This is a genomic window from Brevundimonas sp. D3-1P, assembly GCF_055809335.1.
Genome location: NZ_CM147908.1, coordinates 1300295 through 1320465, shown reverse-complemented (window position 1 = coordinate 1320465; position 20171 = coordinate 1300295). Strand labels below are relative to the sequence as shown.

Below are 20171 nucleotides of genomic sequence, written 5' to 3'. Positions count from 1 at the left end.
GTCCGATATGATCGACCGGGACAACAGTCCCCCAGTCGCGGTGGTCAAGATCGGCGTTCACAGTCGCCAGTTCGATCTCGTCCGCTTGGGTTCGCAGTCGGACTTGGGTCGCGCCGCCCGGGGATCGCCGGCGGGTCACCATGAAGGCGGTATCAGGGCTCGCGGCCGCTACGGTCTCGTCAGCGGGGAGCCGGCCGAAGCAGTGTGCCGAGCCGCTGGCGTGCCGCAGACACCCGTCAGGACCCATCAAGACGCCGCGGCCGAGGCGTTCCGCCGTGGGGTTCTGCGTCGCCCGTGCACCCAGATCGGACGATGTCCCGGCATCGACGAGACTGCCTTGGAGTCCGGCAGGTGTGCGACCGTCCCCGAAAGGGGTCAGACCGCTATTGCGGCTGATGAAGGTGGCGCCGCCGAAGCTCAAAAGGGCTTCTCCATCCTCGACTTGGGCCACGGTCCGGCGGCGTCCGCTACGGTCGGTTATCATCCACGCCTTCGATCCGTCCGCCAAGCGAACCTCGAAGACAGGGCGGTCGCCGTCCCAACTGGCCCGGGCGATCGGAATGGTCTGGCTGTCGCCATTGATCGCGGGCGAGGCGTCGCCCAGATCGACCGGCGTGGCAGGCCCGGCTCGACCCAAGAGCCAGAAACGCCCCGCCTCGAAGCGCCCGCCGACGGGGCGGGAAAAGGCGATCAATCGATCGGAACGCGGCGACCACGAAAGCAGGTGTGACGTGAAATCTTGATCGGGCAGGGGTTCGACCGTCGCCCCGGTTTCGAGATCGGCGAGAAGGATGCGGCGCACGCGTTTGGGCGTGCCGGTGAACAAGATCGTATCGAGGCCATATTGGATGTCGGGCCCGTCGAGCAGCGCGGCGGCCGAGCGGCCGTCGGGCGAGAGCGAGACGTCGATGATCGCGCCCTCGAGGAGGAGGGTCTCGCGGCCGGTCGCGAGATTGACCTGGAGAAGCTGGAGCGGCGTCCCCTTATCGCGGCTATCGCGCGCCGAACCACTCGGCGTGGAGATCGCCGACGGCGAATGTCCGCTTTCGGCGCGTCGCCAAAGGTCGCTCTGTTTTACGACCGATTGAGCATAGACGCCGAGCATATAGGGCAGCGCGCCGTTCCTGCGGGCGGCGACCAAAAGCTCCGTCTCGGAGCGCCAAACGACAGTCTCGCCAAAGCGCGCCAGTTCTGGGGAGAGATCGAGCCATCGCACGGATCCCGTCGCGAGCGTCATGACGCCCATGCTCCATCCCCCCTCCGATAGGCGATAGACGACCATCGAAGCACCGCTCGGCGAGAAGGGGCCCGAGGCGAACCCTGCGGAGTGACCTGGCTCCTCAATGGTGTGGCGACGGCCGCCGTCGGTTGCTGAGAACACCTCCAGCCGGCTCAGCAAGGTCTCGGTATACTGGTCGTATTTATAGGTGCTCGCGGTGTTCCACGGAGCCTGCCGCTCCACGACGACCCATCGGCTGTCCGGAGAAATGCGGATGTTGCCGACGCCCTCTTGGCTCAGCAGGTCGTCGATCGTGAAAGGATCAAGCGCTGGCGCAGACGCCGTCTGGCACAGAATTGGGCTCGCGGGGACCAGAATGGTCGCCGCGGCCATGAGGCCGATAAAGAGCTTCATCACCAGCTCCGGGTCAGCTGGATAGAGACAAGCCGGCCAACCACGCCGGTATTGGCGGCGTCGAAGGCGACGCCTTCAGGCGAGTCATAGAAGGGTGGATCGGTATCCAAGACGTTCTGGACATTCAGCGTCAGGGACGCGCCGTCGAAGATCCCATGCGTAGGTGCATAGCGGAACTGGACGTCCGCCGTCGTCCATGAGCCGATGGGGCGCCCGGTGGCGTCAGGGTAGCCATCCACGTAGTTGATGGCTGCGGAAGCCCCCCAGTCCGAATGGGTCCAGTTGGCGGATGCGCGCCCCCGGAAGTCCACCGGCAAGTTGGGACTATTGATGCCGGACTGAACGGGCGCGGTCGGGGTCGCCTGCGTATCGAACCGGTCCAGATAGGTCAGGTTGGCGTCGAGATCGAACGCGTGGTCGCCGATGTCGAAGGCGTAGCCGAGATTGGCGTCGATCCCTTTGAGCAGCACGCTGGACGTGTTCACAAACCGGGCATCGACGATGGCGCCATAGGCCTCGGCGGGGAACAGATCGGCAAGCGCTGTCGTCGGCAGATCCAGCAACGCCTGCATGTCGGCGCGGTCCTGCGCGTTGTTGATCGGATCGATGATGCGAACGAAGGCCGACAGGGCGGGATTGGCAAGGGCGGTGGTCAGGGCCGTGAAGGCGGGCTGACCGATCTGATTGTCGAAATCGATCCTGAACAAATTTAGGCCCACGCGAAGGCCGGGAAGGGCCGCTGGCCGATAGTCTCCGCCAAGCGTCCAGCTCTTGGCCTGCTCGGGCTCAAGGTCGGGATTGCCGCCGTAGAGAATTTCGGCCAGCACCTGTTGCGATCCGCGCGGGAGGAACGTTGGGCTCTGGTCCGCCGTCTCGTTCAACTCGCGCAGCGCCGGCGCGCGAAAGGACTCGCCGTAGTTGGCGCGCAGCACCAGTTCCGAATAGGGCTGCCACAGAACCCCGACCTTGGGGCTGGTCGTTTGACCGGCGTCGGAATAGTTCTCGAACCGTCCGGCAATCGATAGCTCAAGCCTCTCGAATCCAGCGCGGCGGTAGGCGGCACTGAAGAGGGGGATGCGGACTTCCGCGAAGGCGGATGCCACCTCCCGGTCGAAGGCGACGGGGACGCCGACCGACGGCGCTACGCCTGATGTGAAGCTTGTGTCCTGACGTTCGAAGGTCTCGCGGCGGAAGGCGACGCCCGCTGCCAGTTTGGCGTCCCCGGCAGGAAGGGTGAATAGGGACCCGTCCGCCAAGGCGTTGACGGACGAAACCGTCGTCTCCCCGACCCCGCGCGCCCAGCCGGAGCCGATGAAGGCCAAGGCTGCCGGCGAGCTGTTCGAGCCGTCGGCGAAGGGATTGAAGTAGCCATCGCGCGGTGCGCTGTAGTTGGTCGCCGGATTGTCAGCGATCGCGCCGAGCGCCTCGCGAAGGAAGGTGGAGTTCAGCTGATTGCTGCTCGAGTTTTCACCGTATTCGCGCGCGTAGGCGGCGTAAGTGTCCAGCCGCCAACTTCCTGCCAGATCGATCTTGGCCCCGATCGAACCGCCGAGGCTTTCGGCGCGGCCTTCGATCCTCGGATTGCCGAGATCGCGGCCGAAATTATAGGCGATGATGTGTGATGTCGCGCCTGTCGGAGCCACAAAATAGGGGTTAGCTGCGGTCACGGTGAAGGTCGTTGGAAACCCTTGAGACACCGCCTCAAACTCGCGCAGGCCATAGCGAACATCGGCGTTGACCGAGACGCGGTCGCCTAGGTCCTGATTGAGGACCAGATAGGCGCTGTGTCGGTTTTGCTCCGGCAGGACGTTCAGGCCCTCGCGGTGATTGTAGAGATTGCCCTGACCGACGATGAAGTCACTCGGGCTCAGGCCTTCGCCATTCTGCCCACTGGGGATGGCGTAGGTGGGGACATAGCCGCCGGCTGCGGCGTCGAAGACGACGATGTTGCCGGGGTTGCTGAAGATGCGACGCCGGTCGGATCCTCCGAACCGCCGCAAGTCCGCGTCGTTCGCCCGGTCCCGCTCGGATGCCGCCAGGCGGCTGCGGTCATTGTATTCATAGGTGCCCAGGACCGAGCCTGACGACCACCGGCTCCCTACGGTGTGGGCAATCTGGAGCTCATCGCTCGCCCCATCCGAGGTGACGCCGTACCGGACCCGCGTCTCGGCACCGTCATAGTCCTCACGCAGGATGATGTTGACCACGCCGCCCACGGCATCCGCTCCGTACAGCGCTGACGCACCATCGAGCAGCACGTCGATGCGGGCCACGGCGCTGGTCGGTATTGTGGAGACATCGGCGAAGTCGCCCTTGTTTCCTGTGCCCGCCATTCGTCGGCCGTTGACCAGAACGAGAGTCGCATCGCTGCCCAAGCCGCGCAGATTGACGCCCGAGGCGTAAAAGCTGTTCGTACCCGTCCGGTCGCCGCCGTTGCTCATTGCGGCATCGTTACCGGTGCCGCCAAAATTCTGGGGCAGGGCGGCAAGCGCTTGGGCAACTGTTCCATGCCCCTGTCGGTCGATATCGCCCCGGGTCACGGTGATGACTGGCGACGGGCCGTCAGCGACGCCGCGGATCAAACTGCCAGTGACGATCACCTCGTCGATCTCAATCGCCTCATCTGCTGCCTCCGCCCGGACGGAAGGATCAAAGACGACCAGAGTGTTCGGGCTCGTGCGCCGCGCCCTCAGGCCCGTGCCCTGCAGTAGCGCGGTCAGCGCCTGATCGGTCCGCAGCGCGCCGCTGACGCCCGGAGACTGACGGCCGGCTACGAGGTCGGTGGAATAGAGGATTTGCTCGCCGCTCTGCGCCGCGAACAGCGGAAGAGTGGTTTCTAGCGGGCCGGCCGGGACGCGGAACTGGACGGCAGGGGATTGCGCCTGGGCGACGACAGGCATTGCCGCCGCGACAGCGAGTGCTCCGAAAGCAGACGAACAGAGACCGATACGCATAATAATCCCCCGAAATGGATATCCGCACAGACGCGGTTCGGGGAAGAGACGAAGGGGCGCGGCAAAACCCCTCAGCGCGCGCTCATAATTTTCGCGGGGGCGTCACGAATGACGATCTGACCGGAAGCCGTGCGGTCGGCGACGACCGGATAGAGCTCGGTCAGCGCGGACACGAAGCCCTCGACATCGCCCGTGTTGAAAGCGCCGCTGACAGCGATATCGGCGATGGCGGGCGCATCCAGGACGACCTTGGACGCGGTGTAGCGATTGACCTCGGCCACAGCGGCTTCGACGGTGTCGCCGGCGAAGATGAGGCGGCCGGATGTCCAGCTGGTCTCCGACGCCGCATCCACCGACCGGACGGCTGGACGAGGCGAGGCGGTGACAATCTGCTGGCCCGGGGCGAGGGACCACCGCGGCGTGGCTTGCCCCCGGTCTACGACATCGACCTTGCCTTCGACGAGCGTCACCTGCGCGCCGCCGCCCGCGCGGCGGACGTCAAACCGGGTTCCTACGGCGGTGACGTCGGTCGCGCCGGCGCGAACAACGAAGGGGCGGGCGGGATCGCCCTCCACATCGAAGAAGGCCTGGCCGCTCGCCAGCTCTACAGCACGGCGACGGCCGGTGAGCCTGACGGTGATGCGAGACTCGGTGTCCAGGGTAACCTTTGACCCATCGGCCAGGACGACGATCCGCCGTTCGCCCAGCCCGGTTTCATAGGACAGAGGACGGGCAGACCACATTGTCACGCCGACAACCACTGCGGCGACGGCCGCCACGGCGCCGATCGGTATAAGGCCTTTGGCGAGGCGGCCCTGCAGTTTGCGCGAGGCGTCGGCGCGTGCGCGGGCCCCTGCAGTCAAGGCGGCGATATCGGCGTCGCCCTTGAGGCTCCCGGCCGCCTCCCACATCGTTTCGATCCGGGCATAGGCTTCCGCGTTCGCAGGGGTGCGGCGCCATTGACTGAAAGCAGTGATGTCCGAAGCCGCCACCCGCTTCTGGTTGAGGGTGGCGAACCACGACGCGGCCTCGCGTCGTCTTACGTCCAGGTCATTATCGGCAGTCATCGTTCGTGCCTTAGACGTCCAGTTGGGCCATGCAGTGCTCAACAGCCTTGGCCATCCGCCGTTCAACCGTAGCCAGGCTGATCCCGTGGGCCAGAGCAATCTCCGGATATGTCATACCGTCAAACCGGCTCAAGACGAAGACGTCCCGATACAGCGGCGGCATGGTCAGGAGAACCTGCTTGAGGTGCAGCCGGTCGACAGGCGCGTCGACCGCTGTGACCCATATTGGAATCGCCCCCTGCATCGCCCGGTCCCGGAGGGCCATCCGACGCCGTTCATCGCGAACGAGGTTGAGGGCCACGCGAAGGAGCAGAGCCTTGGGGTGACGGATGTCTTCGATGAGATAGGGAGCTAGGCGAAGGTAGGTTTCCTGCACCACATCGGCGGCTTCATCGACGCCCACACGTCCGCGCAGGCGCTTTCCAAGCCACCCCGAATAGCGTCGGTAAAGCCCGTTCAGGCTCGCCGCAGCGTCCGGGTTCATCTCCTTCACATCGCTCACGGCGGCCTCCAGCCGGTTTTCAGGAGGCAGGAATCCGAGAGCGCGCCCGCCACGACCGGGCGCACACAGGGGTGCGCCGCGGTCACCAGCGGACGGACGCCGCGCGTCGAGGCGCGGTCGTAAAGATTGAGCTTCGCACAGGGGATTCCCGGCCCCTGTCGACGCAAGCGCCGACGGCCGACAATGAATCAAAGCGAGTCCCGGTGCAAGGCGGAGGGGTCGGGCGAGGAATCCTCTGCGAAGAGGCCCGCTACTTCAGGGCGAAACGCCGCCTCCGCCACTGACGGACCCCGGCTCAAGTTGCGCCCGTATCTGACGGCGCCCGACGCCGGACTGTGTAAGCGGTCGCCAAAGCAGGGGCAATCAGTCTCTGGCGTTGGCTTTGATCCTAAGGGGCGGCGGGTCCGACGTCGATTCTCCGCAACTTTCTTGCGGAGAATGCGCAACTCCCCTGTGTTGCTCGTGGCTGCTGGTCCGTTCAGCCTTCACCGGTCAATCGCGAGTGAAATCATGGCTCCGAACCTCCAACCGAATGTCGGCTCTCGAGTTTTCGCCTTGAGCCCGCGAGAGCTGGAGTGCCTGTTGTGGGTCAGTCGCGGCAAGAGTTCGGGAGATATCGGCGCCATCCTCGGATTGTCGCCGCGCACGGTCGACAGCTACCTTGAGAAGGTGTGCTCGAAGCTGCGCGTGCGCACCCGGATAGAGGCCGTCGCGGTCGCGGTGGGGGCCGGGGTTATCGAACCGGAGTGACATCGTTGGTCACACGCGATACGCGAGTTTTTCGCTGAGAATCGGATCATGATTGCGCGCCTGAACGGTGATCATGTCGCTTATGCCCGGAGACGTCGTCCAAGCTTTCGCCGGGGAGATCGCATCACGCGATGTGCGTCGCCTCGAATCCTATCTGTCGGAGCAGGTCGCGGCCCAGTTCGACATCGCGGGCGAACTCGTCGGACGTACAGCGCTTCTCGGCTTCTGGCGTCGGCTCTTCCAAAGCTATTCGCTGTTCGAACTTCACATTCTCAAGTCCGTCACCCAGGGCGAGCTGGTCATCGCCGAAAGCCTCTATCTGCTGGCCGCGAACCGTGGCCTCGTCATGAACGTCCGCGCCATCAATGTTTTCGAGGTTGAGAAGGGCGTGATCACTCGGTGGCGCGATCACGCCGATCTGGCCGAGGTGCCTCTGGCGGAGAAGGATCGATGGCGCCGCCTCAGCGTCGCCCGTTGGTGAGGAGGGGAGGGGGCGGGCCGGGAACTTCTGTGTGAAGCTCGACGTCTTCACCCGTGATCGCCGCCGACGCAGAACGTCCCCTGGCTCAAGATCAAAGGCTATCCGGTCAAGGCCCGCCGGGGCCCATCTTAGCCGGAGTAGGAACCAAGCCAAACCCTCAAGTGCGGTGCGCGCGCCAGAGCTTACGGGCGTGCGCCGACGCCGCTCGAACGCCGCCAGTTGTTCGGTCCACCCTCTTGCCGCGGAACGCAGGACGAGGCTTGACAGCCGGGGCGGTCGCGCCCGTTAGGGGTGCAGTGCGAAGTCAGGATCCGGGATGAACACGTCTGAACTTCGCGACGGCCTCGAAGCCCGACAGGTCTGGATCTATTTCGCCGCCGTGATCGTCGCGACGGCCATCGGGTTCCTGATACCGCGCACGGAAGTGCTGGAATCAGCGATCAATCCGGCGCTGGCCTTGATGCTGTTCGTCACCTTCCTGCAGGTGCCGGTCGCCGCCCTCGGCCGGGCGCTTCAGGAGTTGCGGTTCCTGGGCGCCTTGCTGGCGGTGAACTTCATCGCTGTGCCCCTGTTCGTCCTGGGCCTGATGCAGTTCCTGCCGGCCGATCCCCTGATCCGTCTCGGCGTGCTGATGGTGCTGCTCTGTCCCTGCATCGACTATGTCGTGACCTTCGCTCATCTGGGTCGTGCGGACGCCCGGTTGCTCCTAGCCTCGACACCGATGCTGCTGATCGCCCAGATGGTGCTCTTGCCCATCTATCTGCGTCTGTTCCTCGGCGCCGAGGCGGCGGCCTATGTGCAGCCAGGTCCGTTCATCCACGCCTTCGTCTGGCTGATCGCCATCCCGTTCGTTCTGGCGGCGCTGGTCCAGACCTGGGCGGCCCGCAGCAAAATGGGCGAGCGAGTCTCGTCTGGTCTCGGCCTGGCGCCGGTGCCGGCCACGGCCTTGGTGCTCTTCATCGTCGTCGCCGCGGTCATGCCGCAACTCGGACAGACCCTCGACCGGACCCTGAGTGTCGTGCCGGTCTATGTCGCCTTCTCCGTGCTGGCGCCGCTCATCGGATGGGCCGTCTCGAGGCTCGCACGGCTGACGCCGGAAGCCGGCCGCGCCGTCGCCTTTAGCGCTGGGACCCGCAACTCGCTCGTGGTCCTGCCGCTGGCCCTGGTCGTGCCCGGCGCCATCCCCCTGGTCCCGGCCATTATCGTCACCCAGACTCTGATCGAGCTCTTGGCGGAGTTGGTTTACATCCGTGGCATCCACAGGCTGGGACGTCGGTCAGCCTGATCAAAAGAAAGCGAGAGCTTGATCGCTTCCATAGTTCGACTAATTCGGAACTATGGAAACGGAAGCCTCGATTCTCGCTCTCGCCGCCTTGGCGCAGTCTACGCGGCTGGAGGCGTTTCGTCTCCTCGTGCGCCACGAACCCGGCGGTTTGCCGGCCGGTGAGATCTCGAACCATCTGGCCATCCCGGCCAATACACTGTCGTCCCATCTCGGCGTTCTGACCCGCGCGGGGCTGATCAGGTCGGAGCGGCGCAGCCGCTCGATCATTTACCGGGCCGACCTGGACCGGTTCCGCGAGCTGGTCCTGTTCCTGCTTAAGGACTGCTGCGAGGGGAGGGCGGACCTGTGTCAGCCCTTACTGGCCGAACTCGCACCCTGCCGCCCCTGAGGATCCCATGGACGTCGTCATCTATCACAACCCCGCCTGCGGGACGTCGCGCAACGCGCTTGAGCTGATCCGCCATGTCGGCATGGAGCCGCACGTCGTCGAGTATCTGAAGACCCCGCCGTCGCGGGCCATGATCGCCTGGCTGGCCGAACGCACCAGCGCGCCGCTGCGCGACCTGTTACGCGAAAAGGGCACGCCCTTCGCCGAGCTGGGCCTCGGGGACCCGGGCCTGACGGACGATCAACTGCTCGACGCGATCGAGGCCCATCCGATTCTTCTCAACCGCCCGATCGTCGTCAGTCCCATGGGCGTTCGACTCTGCCGGCCATCGGAGGCCGTGCTAGATCTTCTGCCCGCCGATGATCTCAAGCCCTTCACCAAGGAGGACGGCGAGGTCGTCATCGACGCCGCCGGCCAGCGGGTGAAGCGATGATCGATACCCCGGTGGCGGACGCCTCGCCGCGTCGCCTGTCCTTCCTCGACCGCTGGCTGACACTGTGGATCTTCGTGGCCATGGGTCTCGGCGTGGCTCTGGGGACGCTGGCGCCGGACCTGCCCGCCTGGGTCAATAGCTTCTCGATCGGCACGACCAACATCCCAATCGCCATCGGTCTCATCTTGATGATGTACCCGCCGCTGGCCAAGGTTCGGTACGAGGAACTGCCGCGTGTCTTCGCCGACAAGCGGGTGCTGGCCCTGTCGCTGTTCCAGAATTGGGTGTTGGGCCCGGTGCTGATGTTCGCGCTGGCGGTGATCTTCCTGCGCGATCAGCCGGAATACATGACCGGCGTCATCCTGATCGGCCTGGCGCGCTGCATCGCCATGGTGCTGGTGTGGAACCAGCTGGCGCGGGGCGACAACCAGTATGTCGCTGGCCTCGTCGCCTTTAACTCGATCTTCCAGATCCTTTTCTTCAGCCTCTACGCCTGGATCTTCCTCACCGTCCTGCCGCCCCTGTTCGGCCTGCAGGGCAGTGTGGTGGACGTCAGCGTCTGGACCATCGCCGGGGCGGTGCTCGTCTACCTTGGTCTTCCCTTCCTGACCGGCTTCCTGACCCGTCGCAGCCTGATCGCCCGCCGGGGCGCCGATTGGTACGAGCGGCGCTTTCTGCCGCGCATCGGACCGATCACCCTGATCGCCCTGCTGTTCACCATCGTGGTCATGTTCAGCCTCAAGGGCGGGGAGGTGGTGGCCCTGCCGCTGGACGCCCTGCGCATCGCCATTCCGCTGACGATCTACTTCCTTGTGATGTTCGTGGTCAGTTTCCTGATGGGCAAGCTGATCGAGACCGACTATCCGCGCACCACCGCCCTGGCCTTCACCGCGGCCTCGAACAATTTCGAACTGGCCATTGCCGTCGCCATCGCGGCCTTCGGCCTGACCTCGCCGGTCGCCTTCGCGGCCGTCATCGGCCCGTTGGTCGAGGTGCCAGTGCTGATCCTGCTGGTGTCAGTTGCGCTGTGGATGGGCCGACGCTGGTTCCCGGATACGGCTCCGCCGGCGGACGCGGCCTGATGGTCGTCCTGCATCTCTTGGACGCGGATGACGTCGGCCTGATCGCGGCCCTGCGCGGCGCGGGTCTGCCCGAGCCTGGCGCTGGTCGATACTTCGCCGCCCACGAACACGGCGGCATCGCCGGCTATGTCGGCCTGGAAGGGGAAGGGCAGGATCTCCTGCTGCGCTCCCTGGTCGTGCTCGCCGACCTGAAGGCCCAAGGGATCGGGAGCCGCATACTGACCGCCGTCGAGGCCATGGCGAGCGATCTGCGTAGCGAACGGCTTCACCTGCTCACCACGACGGCCGAGCTTTTCTTCGCCCGGCACGGCTTCGTCGTCGCCGATCGGGCGTCTGCACCGCCCGCGATCCGGCGAACCCGCGAGTTCGCGGACGTCTGCCCGGCGTCGGCCGCCTATCTGATCAAGGACCTCTGATGACCCTCGCCCGCTTGCGTTCGCTGCCGGATCCGGATCACCTGCCGGCTCTGGACGCGGCCTATCTGTCCGCCGACCCCGCCCGTGGATTGGGCCCGACCGACCCGGCGCCGCGGATCCTTCTCTTGTACGGCTCGCTGCGCGAGCGGTCGTATTCGCGGCTCTGCGTCGAGGAGGCGGCCCGTCTGCTGCAGCGGATGGGATGCGAGACCCGCATCTTCGACCCCTCCGACCTGCCCCTGCCGGGCGCGCCCGGCGACGACGACCACCCGGCGGTGCGCGAGTTGCGCGAGCACGCCTTCTGGTCGGAGGGCATGGTCTGGTGCAGTCCGGAACGGCATGGCCAGGTCTCCGGCCTGATGAAGCTGCAGATCGACCATCTGCCGCTCAGCCTGGGCGGCCTGCGCCCGACCCAGGGCCGCACCCTGGCGGTGATGCAGGTGTCGGGCGGGTCGCAGAGCTTCAACGCCGTCAACACTCTGCGCCTGCTGGGCCGCTGGATGCGGATGATCACCATCCCCAACCAGTCCAGCGTGGCCAAGGCCTTCCAGGAGTTCGACGAGGCCGGCCGGATGAAGCCCTCGGCCTACTATGAGCGGATTGTTGATGTGATGGAGGAATTGGTGCGTTTCACCATCCTCACCCGGCCGCACGCGGCCCAGCTGGTGGACCGCTATTCCGAGCGCAAGGCGGCCAGGATTCCCCTCGACGCCGCTTCCGATCTGTCGGGGATCGCCATCGCGCGCCAGGCGTGACCTCTCCTCGACAACGCGAACACGCCTCGCATTCCTCCCCCTTAATACGGACCTTGACCCCATGGCCGCGGCGGCCGCCGAGCATCGCGATGGTCGTAACTCGCCAGAAGTGGCGAAAGGCAGTCTCCGGTTGACGTCCTCATCCTAACGAACCTCCAGGCCCTTGCCGCGCTAAGCAAGGGGGACCAGGCGCGGGCCGTCCGGCCGAAAACAGTAATGCCTGAAGCGGAATAGGAGCAGACGTGCCTCGCAACGCAGCCGATTTCCTGTCGATTTACCAGCAAGGCTTCGTGAGGGTCGCTGCGTGCCGTCCCGTCTGCAGGATCGCGGATCCGGCGTTCAACCTGGAGCAGACCCTGAGGCTCGCCCGTGAGGGAGACGAGGCAGGGATCGCGCTGATGGTTTTCCCGGAGCTGGGCCTCTCGGGCTATTCGATCGACGACCTGTTGCTGCAGCGGGCGTTGCTCGACGAGGTCGAGCGGCAACTCGTGAACCTCGTGGCCGAAAGCCGCGATCTCCATCCGGTCGTTCTGGTCGGCGCGCCCCTCCGTCGTGAGGGACGGCTCTATAATTGTGCGGTGGCTATCCACCGGGGGCGGGTCCTTGGCGTGGTGCCAAAGGGCCATCTGCCCAACTACCGCGAGTTCTATGAAAAGCGATGGTTCGCCTCCGGGCGGGATGTGGAAGGCGAGATTACGATCGGGGGCGAGACCGCTCCATTCGGAATGGATCTGCTGTTCCAGGCCGACGATGTCGACGGCCTGATCTTTCATGTCGAAATTTGCGAGGATGTTTGGGCGCCCGCGCCGCCCAGCGACTTCGCCGCGCTCGCCGGCGCGCTGATTCTGACGAACCTGTCCGCAAGCAATATCGTTGTCGGAAAGGCGGACACGCGGCGAAGACTCTGCGAGCTGCAGTCCGGCCGCTGTTGGGCGGCCTACATCTACTCCGCGGCCGGCTATGGAGAATCGACGACCGACCTGGCCTGGGACGGACAGGCCTGCATCTACGAGCTGGGGGCGCAGCTCGCGGAGACGGAGCGCTTCAGCCTGGGGTCCCAGATGGCCGTCGCGGACATAGACGTGGAACGGCTGCAGCTGGAACGTATGCGGACCGGCACCTTTAACGAGGCCGCGATCGCCAACGGGATGCCCGACCGGCGCTTTCGCCGGGTGACCTTCCATCTTGATCCGCCAGTTCGCAACCTCGGCCTGCAACGACGCATCGACCGTTTTCCCTTTGTGCCCAACGATCCCTCCCGTCTCGACCAGGATTGCTACGAGGCGTTCAACATACAGGTGAGCGGGCTGGCCAAGAGGCTTGAGGCGACCGGAACAGCCAAGATCTGCATCGGCGTGTCCGGAGGCCTGGATTCAGCGCACGCCTTGATCGTCGCGGCCAAGGTCTTCGATCTGCTTGGGCGTCCACGCACGGACATTCTCGGGTTCACAATGCCCGGCTTCGGCACGAGCGCGAGGACCAAGTCTAACGCCTACGCCTTGATGAACGGGCTCGGCGTGACCGTCGAGGAAATCGACATCAAGCCGCTCGCCCAGCAGATGCTGCAGGACTTGCGCCATCCGTTCGCGAGGGGCGAACCTGTGTACGACACGACGTTCGAGAATGTGCAGGCCGGGCTCCGGACAGACCTCCTGTTCAGGGCCGCCAATCAGCGGAACGGCATGGTGCTCGGCACCGGCAACATGTCCGAGCTCGCGCTCGGCTGGTGCACCTACGGCGTCGGCGACCAGATGAGCCACTACAACGTCAACGGCTCCCTCCCGAAAACCCTCATTCAACACCTGGTCCGTTGGACAGCGGCGAACCGCCTGTTCGACCCCGCGGTGTCCGACGTCCTGCTCGACATCCTGGCGACAACGATTTCGCCGGAGCTCATCCCGCAGACGGCCGAGGGCGAGTCGCAGAGCACCGAAGGCAAGATCGGCCCCTACGAGCTCCACGACTTCTGGATCTACTATCTCACCCGGTTCGGGCTGCGGCCCTCCAAGATCGCCTTCCTGGCCTTGCACGCCTGGCAGGACGCCGCCGCCGGGAATTGGCCGCCGGGCTTTCCGGACGAGCAAAAGCGGGCCTACCCCATCGGGTCTATTCGCAGCTGGCTGGAGGTGTTCCTGCAGCGCTTTTTCGCCAATCAGTTCAAGCGCTCGGCCCTGCCGAACGGACCCAAGGTCACGACAGGCGGTTCTCTGTCGCCGCGGGGCGACTGGCGCATGCCCTCGGACGCTCATGGCCAGGTCTGGATCGACGAGCTGCATCGCAACGTGCCGGAGGTTCTTGATCCCGCAAGCGACGACATTCCAACGAAAGAGCCCGATGTGCTGCCCGCCGGAGGCAAACCCATCGTCCGATAAGACCGTCTCCCCGGCCTGCGGACTCCGGGGGCGGAGGGCGGTTTCAGAACCGGAAGCCGGCGCCTGCCCATGCGGCCCCCGGCGGGGCGGAAGTTCGCTGAAGGGCTGGCGGCCCTAGCCGATGTCCGCCGGCCGCGCGCCCTTCGGTGCCGCATGCCGGGAGAAGCCGACCACGAGGATAGCGATCGTCAGCAGCTGAACGGCGACGCCTTCGACCGTCGGGTAGAGGCCGAGGATCTCGATACGGGGGATCCAGGCCAGCGGATGGACGTCGAGCCAGCCCGCCTCCTGCAGCGCCGCCACCCCCTTCCCGACGAGGACAACCGACAGGATGGCCATAAGGATCGAGCTCAGGGAGAAGAACCGGCCGATCGGCAGGCGCTTGCTGTAGGCCAGCAGGGCCCAGGCAACCACGGCCAGGATGACCACCGCCGTCAGGGCGCCGGCCAGCATGCCGAGGTGGCCGCCCTGGCTCCAGATCGCCGCATAGAACAGGATGGTCTCGAACACCTCCCGGTAGACCACCACGAAGGACAGCAGGAATAGGAACCAGGCCGACCGTTTCGACAGCGCATGGGAGAGCTTGTCGCGGATATAGGTCTGCCAGGCGTCGGCGTGCGACTTACCGTGCATCCAGATGCCCACCGAGACGAGCACGACGGCGGCCAGAAGCGAACCGAACCCTTCGGTCAGTTCCCGGCTGGCGCCGCTGATGGAGATGAAGAAGGTCGCGGCCGCCCAGGTAGCCCCGCCGGCGACCAGCGCGGCGACCCAGCCGCCGTGGACGTAGCGCAGCACCTCGGGCCGTTCGGCCTTCCTGAGGAAGGCGATCATCGCCACCACGATGAGCAGGGCCTCTAGGCCTTCGCGCAGCAGGATGGTGAAGGCGCCGAGGAAGCTGGCGAGATTGTCCGCCTCCTGGGGCGCGAGGGCCCGCTCGGCCGTGTCCAGCAGGGCGTTCGCACGAGCGACCCGACCGGCGACCTCCTGGGCGGGCGCACCCCGGCTGATAGAGACGCGCAGCTCGGTCATGGCGGTCTCGACCCGGCGCAGCAGGGCGCTGTCCCGGGCGCCGAGGGCCGGCTCGATCGGCTCGACGCCGTCGAGGTAGGCGGACAGCGCCGCGTCGGTGGCGGCCTTGCGATCGCCCCGTCGATAGGCGGCCTCGCTCTCCGCCAGGCGCGTCCGCGCCAGGGTCAGCGTCGATCCGGCCGGGCGCGCCGCGGCCTCGGGATGACGTCGCAGATAGGCGGTCAGGGCCCGCGCCCGGGGTTCGCCGAGGCGGGTGGCCAGCTCGGCCGGCGTGGTCTGGGTGAGGGCGGCCAGGTCGGGAAAGGCCGCGCGGACCGCCGGATCGCCGTCCCACAGGCGCTTGCCCTCGGCGGCTTCGGCGTCGGTGAAGGCGAAGCGGCCGACATAGAAGGCCAGCGCCCAGCGGTCCTCGGCCGGCAGGTGCGAGAAGCTGGCCATCGCCGTGCCCTCCAGCCCCTGGTCGATCACCTGATACAGCCCGAAGACGCTGCGCTGGCGCGCGCGCTCCACGTCGGCGAAGGCGATCGCCGGCGGATCGAGCCCTTCGGCGCCGGGGCCGTCGGCGCGCCCGGTCACGCCGTGGCAGACCGCGCACTGCTCGGCGTAGAGGGCGGCGCCGCGGGCCAGGTCGGGCGGGAACGAGGGCGCCAGCGGGCTCGGATAGGCCGTCAGCACCGCGCCGGCCAGGGCCTTGGCCCGGGCGCCGACGACGGCCGGATCCGCCTTGTCCCGGATGGCCGCCTGCAGGCCCTCTGCGTCGCGCATCAGGGCGGCCTTGGCCGGGTTGGCCGGCAGGGCGTCCAGACGCGTCCGGATCTGGGTGCTGAACTCGATCATCTCGCCGTATTCGGCCGGATTGACGATCTCGCCGTCGGCCACTGCGCCGGCGTAGTCGACCGCCACATAATCCAGCAGCCGCCAGGCGACCTGGGCCTCCGAGGCGGACGGCGCCTGGGCGAGGGCCGGGGCGGCCAACCCTAGGGCGAACAGCAGGGTGAGCAGACGGAGCAGAGGACGCATGGGAGACCTAGTTGTGAGCGGCTCGCAATAGCATTCAAGCGACGCCGCTGTCGCGTCTAAACTGCGGACGCGCCCGGGCCCGCAGAGGCGGCCGCGATCGCGGCTGCCGTCGGGTCAGACTTCGTAACGCGCGGCCGTCAGAGGTGGATCGTGCGCTCGGCTACCGCCAGGCAGGCTTCGCGCAGGGCTTCCGGCAGGGTCGGATGGGCGTGGCTTGTCCGCGCCAGATCCTCGGCCGCCGCGCCGAACTGCATGGCGGCGACCGCTTCATGGATCAACCCGCCGGCCTCAGGGCCCAGGATGTGCACGCCGAGGATCTTGTCCGTCGCGGCGTCGGCCAGAACCTTGACCAGACCGTTCTTCTCCAGACGCGCCTTGGCCATGGCGTTGGCGGAGAAGGGGAAGCGCCCCACGCGGTAGGCCACGCCGGCCGCCTTGAGGTCGTCCTCGGTGCGGCCGACCGAAGCCAGTTCCGGCCAGGTATAGACGACCGCCGGAATCGTTCCGTAGTCCACATGGCCCGCGCCCCCCGCCAGGCGTTCGGCCAGGGCGATCCCTTCCTCCTCCGCCTTGTGGGCCAGCATGGCGCCGCCGATGACGTCGCCGATGGCGTAGACCCCGTCGGCGCTGGTCCGGAACCCTTCGTCCACCGGAATAAAGCCCCTGCGGTCGGGCGCAATGCCGACCGTTTCCAGATCGAGCCTGGCGGTTGCGGGCCGTCGGCCGATGGAGACCAGCACGACATCGGCCTTGATGGTTCCTCGCGCGCCATCGCCCATGGGCTCGACGTCGAGGACGACGTCGTCGCCCTCCATCCGCGATCCGACCACCTTATGCCCAAGGCAGAACTGGAAGCCCTGGGCCTCGAGCACCTTGTGCAGCGCCGCCGACATCTCCGAGTCGACGCCGGAGGCGATCCGGTCGAGCACCTCGATGACCGTGACCTCGCTGCCGAGCCGACGCCAGACCGACCCCAGCTCCAGTCCGACGTAGCCGCCGCCGATCACCGCCAGATGGCGCGGCGCCGCCGTCAGGCTCAGGGCGCCGGCGGAGGTGACGATTCGCCGCTCGTCGATGGGCAGGTCGGGCAAGGTCGCCGCTTCCGATCCGCTGGCGATGACCACCGCCTTGCTGGCCTGCACCTCGAAAGCGCCGTCCGCGGCGCGCACCTCCACCCGGTCGCGCGCCAGCAGCCGCCCGCGGCCCTGGAAGCGGGCGACCTTGTGCTTGCGCAGGAGGTAGGCGACCCCTTCGCCAAGCTCGGTCACCACCTTGCCCTTGTGCCGCATGACACCGTCAAGATCGGCCCGCACATTGTCTACCATGACGCCGAACGCTTCGAGATTGCGCGCCATCTCCAGCCGCTCGGTGGCCTGGAGCAGCGCCTTGGACGGAATGCACCCGATGTTCAGGCAGGTCCCCCCGAGCAGTTCGCGGTCGTCGATGACCGCCACCGACAGGCCGAGCTGGCTCGCCCGGATCGCACACGGGTATCCGCCCGGCCCGCCGCCGATGATCACCAGGTCGTAGGAGGTCGTCGAACGGCTCATGGCGTCAGCCTTTGCTGCGAGTGGATGGGAGAGAAGGGCCCCGGCCAGCCCGAGGAAGCGGCATCAGGCGCCCCCCTCATTGAGGGCCGCGTCGCGCGTCTCCATTCGGAACCCGCTTCCGGGGAGGGCCGGCAGGCGGCGGAAGTCGATCTCCAGATCCTGATCCGGCAGCCGGTAGTTCAGGTCGGCGAGCAGGCCGACGGCGCGCTCCATCAGCTCCACGACGATCCCTTCGCCAGGGCAACGGTGACCGGTCGCCGCATCCCCACCGCCCTGGGGGATGAGACCGAACGGATCTCCGGAGCCGTCGCTGAACCGCTCCGGCCGGAACGCCTCGGGATCAGTCCAGTGTGCGGGATCGTGATTGGAGCCATAGAGGTCGAGGACCACCTGACGGCCCTCCGGGAAGACCAGGTCGCGCCAGCGAAACGGCGCGCGCACACGCCCGATCACTGCCGGGAAGAACGGATAGAAGCGTCGGACTTCCTGGACGAAGGCGCGGCGACGTCCGGCGTCGGCGTCGGCCAGACGGGCCGCATCCGGGTGAGCCTGCATCGCGTGCGCCACAAACACGATGTAGACCGAGGTCGCGACAGTCGGCCGCAATACATTGGCCAGTTCGACCGCCGCCGTGTGGATCGGCAACGGTTCGCCGTCCGCGGCGCGGGTCCAGGCCCAGGCGTGGGCGGCCGTGTCCGGATCCGGCGACAGACGGCCGGCGCGAATGTCTTCAATGATCGAGCCCAGCCAGGCGTCGACGCGGCGACGCGCGTGCCTCGACCACAGATGCCGGGGGCCCCGCGATCCCGCCGCGTCGAACAGCGCCCTCAGGTGACGGACCCGTTTCGCCTCTTCGTGCGGCTCGAGCGGCACGCCGGCCCAGGCGCAGACGGCCCGCGTTAGCACCGGCTGCAAGGCGTCATACAGCACGATGTCGTCCTCGCCGGCCCATTCGACGGCCGCGCGCCGCCACTCCGCTTCGAACAGTTCGCCCAGTCGCGCGACACGGGCTGGCGACATCAGGGACATGAACACGCCCTTGCGGGCGCGGTGGGCCTCGCCGTCCAGCCCCTGGACGCCGCCCTCGCCGAGCAGCGTGCGGCGGACCGGCGCCGGCATGGCGCCCGCCCGCACGATGCGGGTCTCGTCATAGAAGATCCGCGCCGCCTCGCGGCCTCTCAGACAGGTCGTCTCCTTCAGCGCCAGGCGGGTCTCGACGACGTCGGCGCCGGCCTGCTCGAACAGGTGGGAAAGGCGCCGATAAGGGTCTGTCAGCAGGGCCAGGGTCTGGTCGCCGTGTCGCGAGGTCGGCCGATGCGTCATCGAAATCCTCCAGAAGGACGGGCGGTCCGCGACGGGAGCCGCCAATCGCCTCCAAACGTCGCGGTGGGCTAATGGCTCCGGGGTCTTTGCGCCTTCCGGATCTTCCACAGGGTCAAAGCGGCGCGGATGGATCGTGCAACGCCTCGATCACCTTGCAGGCGGAGACCCGGCCCCCGGCGCATTCCGTCGTCATCCGCGACAGTTCGCGCTGGAGGGCGCGGAGCCGGGCGATCTTCTGTTTCACATCGGCGAGATGACGTTCGGCCAGGGTGCTGGCCTCGGCGCAGGGCCGATCGGGGTGATCCGACAGATCAAGCAAGGAGCGGATCGAATCCAGATCGAAGCCCAGCTGGCGGGCATGCCGGATGAATGACAGGCGGCGCTCCGCCGCGTCGTCATACATGCGCCGGTCGCTGGCGGTGCGCGGCGGCGGCGGAAGCAAGCCGATTTCTTCATAGAAGCGGATGGTCGGAACCTTGACGCCCGTGGCGGCGGCCAGTTTGCCGATGGGGCGCAACCCGGACGAGGCGGGAGAGGGGAGGGGCATCGCGTCAGCTCGTAACGGCGGGTGAAAGGCATCTGGGGCGGGGAGGGATCATCGGCCCAGCCCCATCAGGACGACGGCGATGCCGAAGGCGGCAATCGTGGAGGCGCCGGTGAGCGCCATGCCGAAGGCCGGGGCCGCCGCGCCCTGCGCGTAACCCAGGGCGAAGAAACCCCGACCAACCAGATAAAGAGGGACCAACACCGGCAGCAGGATCATCTCCTCGCCGCGCAGCACGGTGGCGAGCACCAGGTGGGCGCTCACCGCCAGAACGGTCTGTTCAAGCGAGTTCTGTAGCACGGCGGCGGGTAGGGCGAGCCTGGCGCCGGGCGCCGCATCGGCGGACCCGGCCGGTCGGCGTCGGACCGGAACCGGATGCTGGCCACCACCCTCAAACACCCCGCGAGCCACAGGAAGACCGGGAGATTCGCCTGCAGGGCATAGGCCAGCCTATCGGCCGTCGCCATGTCGCGCGCCGCGCCGAGAAGGGGCGGGGAAAGCCGCAGCCAGGCGGAGGCCGCCGCTGAGGCGGTGATGAGAATCGCCGGCGCCGAGCGGACGGCGATCGCCCTCTGTTCGGCGGG

Annotated in this window: 17 protein-coding genes; 9 read left to right on the top strand and 8 right to left on the bottom strand. The window is 66.9% G+C overall.

The annotated features are described in order from the left end of the window. Positions 1–1632 precede the first annotated feature (1632 nt). From AC0L6G_RS06715 to AC0L6G_RS06705, 3 genes are all read right to left on the bottom strand, one after another. A complete protein-coding gene (locus AC0L6G_RS06715) occupies positions 1633–4587 on the bottom strand; it encodes a TonB-dependent receptor (RefSeq protein ID WP_473253016.1) in 2955 nt (984 codons plus the stop codon). Positions 4588–4658: 71 nt separating this feature from the next. Then, positions 4659–5654 (bottom strand): FecR family protein, encoded by a 996-nt coding sequence (locus tag AC0L6G_RS06710; protein ID WP_008262673.1) that lies wholly within the window; start codon positions 5652–5654, stop codon positions 4659–4661. Positions 5655–5664: 10 nt separating this feature from the next. Further along, the gene (locus AC0L6G_RS06705; RefSeq protein ID WP_008261235.1) at positions 5665–6156 is read right to left on the bottom strand and encodes an RNA polymerase sigma factor; all 492 of its coding nucleotides are present in this window, start codon (positions 6154–6156) and stop codon (positions 5665–5667) included. Between the two features lie 510 nt (positions 6157–6666). On the opposite strand from AC0L6G_RS06705, the gene AC0L6G_RS06700 reads away from it, so the two are divergent. The 9 genes from AC0L6G_RS06700 (at position 6667) to AC0L6G_RS06660 (ending at position 14118) form a co-directional block, all read left to right on the top strand. Beyond that, a complete protein-coding gene (locus AC0L6G_RS06700) occupies positions 6667–6906 on the top strand; it encodes a helix-turn-helix domain-containing protein (protein ID WP_083793413.1) in 240 nt (79 codons plus the stop codon). A 73-nt stretch (positions 6907–6979) separates the two neighbouring features. After that, positions 6980–7387, top strand: coding sequence for a nuclear transport factor 2 family protein (locus AC0L6G_RS06695; protein WP_232216215.1), 408 nt, complete (start codon positions 6980–6982; stop codon positions 7385–7387). 316 nt (positions 7388–7703) lie between these two features. After that, a complete protein-coding gene (locus AC0L6G_RS06690) occupies positions 7704–8672 on the top strand; it encodes an arsenic resistance protein (RefSeq protein ID WP_008260487.1) in 969 nt (322 codons plus the stop codon). A 52-nt stretch (positions 8673–8724) separates the two neighbouring features. After that, positions 8725–9060 (top strand): ArsR/SmtB family transcription factor, encoded by a 336-nt coding sequence (locus tag AC0L6G_RS06685; RefSeq protein WP_008264065.1) that lies wholly within the window; start codon positions 8725–8727, stop codon positions 9058–9060. A gap of 7 nt (positions 9061–9067) precedes the next feature. Next, positions 9068–9493: an arsenate reductase (glutaredoxin) gene (arsC, locus tag AC0L6G_RS06680; protein WP_008260675.1), complete on the top strand. Its 426-nt coding sequence runs from the start codon at positions 9068–9070 to the stop codon at positions 9491–9493. Then, on the top strand, positions 9490–10575 hold the full coding sequence (gene arsB, locus AC0L6G_RS06675) for an ACR3 family arsenite efflux transporter (protein WP_008264093.1): 1086 nt from the start codon (positions 9490–9492) through the stop codon (positions 10573–10575). Before arsC ends, arsB begins: the two co-directional genes overlap by 4 nt. Continuing rightward, a complete protein-coding gene (locus AC0L6G_RS06670; protein WP_008264023.1) occupies positions 10575–10991 on the top strand; it encodes a GNAT family N-acetyltransferase in 417 nt (138 codons plus the stop codon). The genes arsB and AC0L6G_RS06670 overlap by 1 nt, the downstream gene beginning before the upstream one ends. Continuing rightward, positions 10991–11746, top strand: coding sequence for an arsenical resistance protein ArsH (arsH, locus tag AC0L6G_RS06665; RefSeq protein WP_008259815.1), 756 nt, complete (start codon positions 10991–10993; stop codon positions 11744–11746). The genes AC0L6G_RS06670 and arsH overlap by 1 nt, the downstream gene beginning before the upstream one ends. Positions 11747–11988: 242 nt before the next feature. Then, complete coding sequence (locus AC0L6G_RS06660; RefSeq protein ID WP_040349344.1) at positions 11989–14118, top strand: NAD(+) synthase; 2130 nt, start codon at positions 11989–11991, stop codon at positions 14116–14118. Positions 14119–14232: 114 nt separating this feature from the next. On the opposite strand, the gene AC0L6G_RS06655 is transcribed toward AC0L6G_RS06660, so the two are convergent. The 5 genes from AC0L6G_RS06655 to AC0L6G_RS06635 form a co-directional block, all read right to left on the bottom strand. After that, positions 14233–16170 carry a cytochrome c/FTR1 family iron permease gene (locus tag AC0L6G_RS06655; RefSeq protein ID WP_153923204.1) on the bottom strand — a complete coding sequence of 646 codons (1938 nt, stop codon included), beginning with the start codon at positions 16168–16170 and terminating at the stop codon, positions 14233–14235. Between the two features lie 137 nt (positions 16171–16307). After that, positions 16308–17720, bottom strand: coding sequence for a dihydrolipoyl dehydrogenase (gene lpdA / locus AC0L6G_RS06650; RefSeq protein ID WP_008259848.1), 1413 nt, complete (start codon positions 17718–17720; stop codon positions 16308–16310). 63 nt (positions 17721–17783) lie between these two features. Continuing rightward, positions 17784–19043 (bottom strand): cytochrome P450, encoded by a 1260-nt coding sequence (locus tag AC0L6G_RS06645; RefSeq protein ID WP_008261169.1) that lies wholly within the window; start codon positions 19041–19043, stop codon positions 17784–17786. Positions 19044–19155: 112 nt separating this feature from the next. Beyond that, entirely contained in the window at positions 19156–19590 is a 435-nt protein-coding gene (locus AC0L6G_RS06640; protein ID WP_040349346.1) for a MerR family transcriptional regulator, read from the bottom strand. A 48-nt stretch (positions 19591–19638) separates the two neighbouring features. Then, positions 19639–19986, bottom strand: a complete 348-nt coding sequence (locus AC0L6G_RS06635) for an MAPEG family protein (protein WP_153923203.1) — start codon at positions 19984–19986, stop codon at positions 19639–19641. Positions 19987–20171: the final 185 nt, after the last annotated feature.